Source organism: Streptomyces sp. MS06 (genome assembly GCF_047200655.1).
Classification (GTDB): Bacteria; Actinomycetota; Actinomycetes; order Streptomycetales; family Streptomycetaceae; genus Streptomyces.
In genome coordinates this window covers 129,450-136,078 of record NZ_JBJZOJ010000015.1, presented here as the reverse complement: position 1 = coordinate 136,078, position 6,629 = coordinate 129,450, and the positions used below count along the sequence as shown (strand labels likewise).

The following is a 6,629-nucleotide window of genomic DNA, read 5'->3' as shown; positions in this document are numbered from 1 at the left end:
CCCCCCCCCCCCCCCCCCCCCCCCCCCCCCCCCCCCCCCCCCCCCCCCCCCCCCCCCCGCGACCGGTGCCGGGGACACCGGTCGCGCGCGGCGGGCGGGGGAGCGGACACCGCGTGCGGGCGGCGCGGTCGGCCGGTCCGAGCCGCGAGGGGGTGCGGTATGACCGGGACGGGGGCGCGGAGCGCGGCGGAGCCGCTGCTGCTCGGAGTGCGGCACCACGGGCCGGGCTCCGCACGAGCCGTGCGGGCGGCGCTGGAGGCGGCCCGCCCCCGGGTCGTACTGGTCGAGGGTCCCCCCGAGGCCGACACGCTGATCCCGCTCGCCGCCGACGCCGACATGCGGCCCCCGGTCGCCCTCCTCGCCCACGCCGTCGACGAGCCCGGCCGGTCGGCGTTCTGGCCGCTGGCCGAGTTCTCCCCGGAGTGGATCGCCCTCCGCTGGGCCCTGGACCACGGCGTCCCGGCGCGTTTCATCGACCTGCCGGCGGCGCATTCACTGGCCTGGGAGAGCGGCCCCGAGGACGGCGCACGCCCGGAGGGGCAGCGGTCCGACGGGGCACAGCCGGACGGGGGACAGCCGGAGGGGGAGAAGCGGGACGGGCTGCACCCGGAGCGGGACGAGCCCGCGGAGGACACGCGGGACCGGGGGGACACGCGGGACCGGGGGGACGCCGAGCGGGCCGGGCAGGTCTCCGATCCCGGCGCCGAGGTGCGCGTCGACCCGCTCGCCGTGCTCGCCGGGACCGCCGGACACGACGACCCCGAGCGCTGGTGGGAGGACGCCGTCGAACACCGGGGCGGCGGCGAGGGCGACGCCTTCGCGCCGTTCACCGTGCTGGAGGAGGCCATGACGGCGCTGCGGGAGACCTACGGCAGCGGCGACCGGGGACGCGGCCTCGTGCGGGAGGCGTACATGCGCCTCCAGGTGCGGGCGGCGCGGCGCGAGCACGGGGACGGCGTGGCGGTGGTGTGCGGCGCCTGGCACGTGCCCGCGCTCCGGCGCAGGAGCACGGTCGCCGCCGACCGCGCCCTGCTGAAGGGGCTGGCCAAGGTACGGACCGACATGACCTGGGTGCCGTGGACGCACCGCCGGCTCGCCCGGTCCGGCGGCTACGGGGCGGGCATCGACTCGCCGGGCTGGTACGCGCACCTGTTCGCCGCACCCGACCGGCCGGTCGAGCGGTGGATGACCAGAGTCGCGGGACTGCTGCGGGACGAGGACCGTGTCGTGTCCCCGGCGCACGTCATCGAGGCGGTGCGGCTGGCCGAGACGCTCGCCGCGGTGCGCGGGCGGCCGCTGCCCGGACTGGGCGAGACCACCGACGCGGTACGTGCGGTGATGTGCGACGGCTCCGACCTGCCGCTGGCGCTGGTGCACGACCGGCTGGTGGTCGGCGAGACGCTGGGAGAGGTGCCGCGCACGGCACCCGCCGTGCCGCTGCAGCGCGACCTCGACCGGCTCCAGCGCCGGCTGCGGATCAGACCGGAGGCGCCGGAACGACAGCTCGAACTGGACCTGCGCAAGGAGAGGGACGCGGACCGCAGCAGGCTGCTGCACCGGCTGCGACTGCTCGGCGTCGGCTGGGGCGAGCCTGCCGCCTCGCGGGCCGGCACCGGCACCTTCCGGGAGACCTGGCGGCTGCGCTGGGAGCCGGAGCTGTCGGTGCGTGTCGCCGAAGCCGGAGTCTGGGGGACGACCGTCCGCGCCGCGGCGAACGGGAAGGCCGAGGCGGACGCGGCGGGCGCACGCTCCCTCGCCGACGTCACCGAGCTGGCCGAGCACTGCCTGCTGGCCGACCTCGCCGAGGCGCTGCCCGCGGTGATGCGGGTGCTGGCGGACCGCGCCGCACTCGACACCGACGTCGGCCACCTCGCTCAGGCGCTGCCGGCCCTGGTCCGCTCGCTGCGCTACGGCGACGTGCGCGGCACCGGCACCGCGGCGCTGGCCGAGGTCGCCGCGGGCCTCGCCGAACGGATATGCGTCGGCCTGCCTCCCGCCTGCACGGCGCTCGACGCGGACGCCGCCGAGGAGATGCGGCGCCACGTGGACGCAGTGCACGCCGCGGTGGGCCTCGGGGCCCTCACCGCCGCCGGGCACGCCGGGCTGCGCGACCGCTGGCGGGCCGTGCTGCGGGTGCTCGCGGACCGCGACACCGTGTCCGGCGTGATCCGGGGCCGTGCCGTGCGGCTGCTGCTGGACGACGGAGAGCTGGACCAGGACGGGGCGGCGCGGCTGATGGGGCTCGCGCTGTCGCAGGGCACGCCGCCGGGGGACGCGGCCGCCTGGATCGAGGGCTTCCTCGGGGGCGGGGGCATGCTGCTCGTCCACGACGAGCGGCTGCTCGCCCTGGTCGACGGCTGGCTGACCGGGGTGCCGGCGGAGGCGTTCACCGACGTCCTGCCCCTGCTGCGGCGGACGTTCTCGGCGTACGAGCCCGGAGTGCGGAGAACCCTGGGCGAGCTGGTGCGGCGCGGGCCGGGCCCCGGTGCGCGCACGGGGGGCGACGGCACGGCCCCGGGTCTCGCCGGGTTCGCGCCGGACCTCGACTCCGGGCGCGCCGACGCCGTCGTCCCGGTGGTGCGGCTGCTGCTGGGCCTCGCCCCGCAGCAGCCGCAAGGTGAAGGCGGCACCGCGGAACACCGCGGTGCCGACGGCGACGACCCGGTGGGGGTGCCCGGATGACGACGGGGGAGGCGAGCGAAGCACGGACCGCGGCCGCGGATCCGGCGCGGGAACGGCTGCGGCGCTGGCGGCTGGTGCTCGGCGGTGACCGGGCGGACGGCACCGGGTACGCGCCGTCGGGGCGGGACGCCGCGATGGACGGGGCGCTGACTGCGCTCTACGGGAGGAAGGGGGAAGGACCGGCGGCGGGGCGGGACCGCTCCGCCGGGCTGGGGGCGTCGGCGCCGTCCGTGGCGCGCTGGCTCGGGGACATCCGCAGCTATTTCCCCTCCTCCGTCGTCCAGGTCATGCAGCGCGACGCGATCGACCGGCTCGGCCTGTCCACGCTGCTGCTGGAGCCGGAGATGCTGGAGGCGGTGGAGGCCGACGTGCACCTGGTCGGCACCCTGCTGTCGCTGAACAAGGCGATGCCGGAGACGACCAGGGAGACGGCCCGGGCAGTCGTGCGCAAGGTCGTCGAGGACCTGGAGAAGCGGCTCGCCGGCCGCACCCGGGCCACCCTCACCGGCGCCCTTGACCGCAGCGCGCGCGTCGACCGGCCCCGCCACCACGACATCGACTGGAACCGGACGATCGCGGCCAACCTCAAGCACTACCTGCCGGAGTACCGGACGGTCGTGCCGGAACGGCTCGTCGGATACGGGCGCGCCGCGCGGAGTGTGAAGAAGGACGTCGTCCTCTGCATCGACCAGTCGGGTTCGATGGCGGCCTCCGTCGTCCACGCGTCCGTGTTCGGGGCGGTGCTGGCCTCCATGCGGTCCATCAGCACCCGGCTCGTCGTCTTCGACACGGCCGTCGTCGACCTCACCGACCGGCTCGACGACCCGGTCGACGTCCTCTTCGGCACCCAACTCGGCGGCGGCACGGACATCAACCGGGCCCTGGCCTACTGCCAGGCGCAGATCACCCGGCCCGCGGAGACCGTGGTGGTGCTGATCAGCGATCTCTACGAGGGAGGCATACGGCACGAGATGCTGAAGCGGGTCGCGGCGATGAAGGCCTCCGGCGTGCAGTTCGTGGCACTGCTCGCCCTGTCCGACGAGGGCGCGCCCGCCTACGACCGGGAGCACGCGGCAGCGCTGGCCGAGCTCGGCGCGCCGGCGTTCGCGTGCACCCCCGACCTGTTTCCGGACGTGATGGCCGCCGCGATCGAGAAGCGTCCCCTGCCGGTACCGGAGACCTGACACCGGGGGAGGGTGTTTCCGGTGGGGACGGGCGGGGCTCCTCGGCCGGAGGAGGCGGCGGGGCCGGACGGGCTCCCGGAGGCGGCGGTGGGCGCGACCGGACGCGATCACCCTCGGTGACGGGGCGCGTGCGCGTGCTCCGGCGTCGGGCGAGTGGGCCCGAAAACCCTGTGCGGGGCACCCGGACGGACGAAGGCCGTCGGCCCCGTCGGACGAAGGCCGTCGGTCCCCGTCCGTTCTCGTCCGTGCGTCACCACGCGGGACCTCGTCCGTGCTCTACCACGCGGGACCGGCGCGCGGTCCCGAACGGGTGGAGACCGCTCGCCCGGTCGTCCCCGCACACCGCACCCGGTCCCCGCCCGGGGCGGCTGTCGCGCGGGGCCCGCTGCCGGGCCTCACCAGGCCGACCACGGCACGGTGAGGCCCAGCCTCCCCGCGGATCATGTGACAGGTATCACCGCTGAGGTGTGAGCTGTGATTTAGAGAGGTCCCGCATGCGGGGATAACCTGCGAGACGGACATGCCGCGCGCTCGGACACCGTGTGCGCTTCCCCTGTGACACAGAGCGGACGTCACGTTGCCCTTCGCGGCACGCCCACGCATCCAACGAACCGCGAGATCACTGATAGGGACGGAAGCGCGTGGACCTGTTCGAGTACCAGGCGAGGGACCTCTTCGCCAAGCACGGTGTACCGGTGCTGGCCGGTGAAGTCATCGACACGCCTGAGGCGGCGCGCGAGATCACCGAGCGTCTCGGCGGCAAGTCTGTCGTCAAGGCGCAGGTGAAGGTCGGTGGTCGAGGCAAGGCCGGTGGCGTCAAGCTGGCCGCCACCCCGGACGAGGCCGTCGCCCGCGCGACGGACATCCTCGGGATGGACATCAAGGGCCACACGGTCCACAAGGTGATGATCGCCGAGACGGCTCCGGAGATCGTCGAGGAGTACTACGTCTCCTTCCTCCTCGACCGCGCCAACCGCACCTTCCTCTCCATCGCCTCCGTCGAGGGCGGCGTGGAGATCGAGGAGGTGGCGGCCACCCGTCCGGAGGCCGTCGCCCAGATCGCGATCGACCCGATCGACGGTGTCGACCAGGCCAAGGCCCGTGAGATCGCCGCGGCCGCCAAGTTCCCCGCCGAGGTCGCGGACAAGGTCGCGGACGTCCTCGTCACCCTCTGGGACACCTTCATCAAGGAGGACGCCCTCCTCGTCGAGGTGAACCCGCTGGCCAAGGTCGCCTCCGGTGACGTCATCGCCCTCGACGGCAAGGTCTCCCTCGACGAGAACGCCGAGTTCCGCCACCCCGAGTTCGAGGAACTCCACGACAAGGCCGCCGCCAACCCGCTCGAGGCGGCCGCCAAGGCCAAGGGCCTGAACTACGTGAAGCTCGACGGCGAGGTCGGCATCATCGGCAACGGCGCCGGCCTGGTCATGTCGACCCTGGACGTCGTCGCCTACGCCGGCGAGGGCCACCAGGGCGTCAAGCCCGCCAACTTCCTCGACATCGGCGGCGGCGCCTCCGCCGAGGTCATGGCGAACGGCCTGGAGATCATCCTGGGCGACCCGGACGTCAAGTCCGTCTTCGTCAACGTGTTCGGTGGCATCACCGCCTGCGACGCCGTCGCCAACGGCATCGTGCAGGCCCTGGAGCTCCTCAAGAGCAAGGGCGAAGAGGTCTCCAAGCCGCTTGTCGTGCGCCTCGACGGCAACAACGCCGAGCTGGGCCGCAAGATCCTCACGGACGCCAACCACCCGCTCGTGCAGCAGGTGGACACCATGGACGGCGCGGCCGAAAAGGCCGCCGAGCTGGCTGCTGCCGCGAAGTAAGGGACGAGGTCACAGAACACCATGGCTATCTTCCTCACCAAGGAATCCAAGGTCATCGTCCAGGGCATGACCGGCTCCGAGGGCCAGAAGCACACCAAGCGCATGCTGGCGTCCGGCACCAACATCGTCGGTGGCGTGAACCCCCGCAAGGCGGGTCAGGTCGTCGACTTCGACGGCACCGAGGTACCGGTCTTCGGCTCCGTCAAGGAGGCCGTCGAGAAGACCGGCGCCGACGTCTCGGTCATCTTCGTCCCGGAGAAGTTCACCAAGGACGCGGTCGTCGAGGCCATCGACGCCGAGATCCCGCTCGCCGTCGTCATCACCGAGGGCATCGCGGTGCACGACACCGCCGCCTTCTGGGCGTACGCCGGCAAGAAGGGCAACAAGACCCGCATCATCGGCCCGAACTGCCCCGGCCTGATCACCCCGGGTGCCTCGAACGCGGGCATCATCCCGGCGGACATCACCAAGCCGGGCCGTATCGGCCTGGTCTCGAAGTCCGGCACGCTGACGTACCAGATGATGTACGAGCTGCGCGACATCGGCTTCTCCACCTGCGTCGGCATCGGCGGTGACCCGATCATCGGCACCACGCACATCGACGCCCTGAAGGCCTTCCAGGACGACCCCGAGACCGACCTGATCGTCATGATCGGCGAGATCGGCGGCGACGCCGAGGAGCGGGCCGCGGCCTTCGTCAAGGAGAACGTGACCAAGCCGGTCGTCGGCTACGTCGCGGGCTTCACCGCGCCCGAGGGCAAGACCATGGGCCACGCCGGCGCCATCGTCTCCGGCTCCTCCGGCACCGCCCAGGCGAAGAAGGAGGCCCTCGAGGCCGCCGGTGTGAAGGTCGGCAAGACGCCGACCGAGACGGCGAAGCTGGCGCGCGAGATCCTCGCGGGCTGAACCGCCGCAGACGAAAGGGCCCGCGTCCCCCGGA

The 6,629-nt window shown here is 73.7% G+C and carries 4 protein-coding genes; all 4 read left to right on the top strand.

Going from position 1 to position 6,629, the window contains the following annotated elements; genetic code table 11:
• Nucleotides 1-159: 159 nt before the first annotated feature.
• The 4 genes from ACL02U_RS10860 (at nucleotide 160) to sucD (ending at nucleotide 6,595) form a co-directional block, all read left to right on the top strand.
• Nucleotides 160-2,682, top strand: coding sequence for a DUF5682 family protein (locus ACL02U_RS10860; RefSeq protein WP_412790502.1), 2,523 nt, complete (start codon nucleotides 160-162; stop codon nucleotides 2,680-2,682).
• Nucleotides 2,679-3,866: a VWA domain-containing protein gene (locus ACL02U_RS10855; RefSeq protein ID WP_412790501.1), complete on the top strand. Its 1,188-nt coding sequence runs from the start codon at nucleotides 2,679-2,681 to the stop codon at nucleotides 3,864-3,866. Before ACL02U_RS10860 ends, ACL02U_RS10855 begins: the two co-directional genes overlap by 4 nt.
• Nucleotides 3,867-4,507: 641 nt before the next feature.
• Nucleotides 4,508-5,689 carry an ADP-forming succinate--CoA ligase subunit beta gene (sucC, locus tag ACL02U_RS10850; RefSeq protein WP_412790500.1) on the top strand — a complete coding sequence of 394 codons (1,182 nt, stop codon included), beginning with the start codon at nucleotides 4,508-4,510 and terminating at the stop codon, nucleotides 5,687-5,689.
• A 21-nt stretch (nucleotides 5,690-5,710) separates the two neighbouring features.
• The gene (gene sucD, locus ACL02U_RS10845; RefSeq protein WP_412790499.1) at nucleotides 5,711-6,595 is read left to right on the top strand and encodes a succinate--CoA ligase subunit alpha; all 885 of its coding nucleotides are present in this window, start codon (nucleotides 5,711-5,713) and stop codon (nucleotides 6,593-6,595) included.
• Nucleotides 6,596-6,629 lie beyond the last annotated feature (34 nt).

Bases quoted from the DNA above. Each gene is read 5' to 3' on its own strand.
- ACL02U_RS10860 (WP_412790502.1), top strand. From the start codon at position 160: ATGACCGGGACGGGGGCGCGGAGCGCGGCGGAGCCGCTGCTGCTCGGA.
- ACL02U_RS10855 (WP_412790501.1), top strand. From the start codon at position 2,679: ATGACGACGGGGGAGGCGAGCGAAGCACGGACCGCGGCCGCGGATCCG.
- sucD (WP_412790499.1), top strand. From the start codon at position 5,711: ATGGCTATCTTCCTCACCAAGGAATCCAAGGTCATCGTCCAGGGCATG.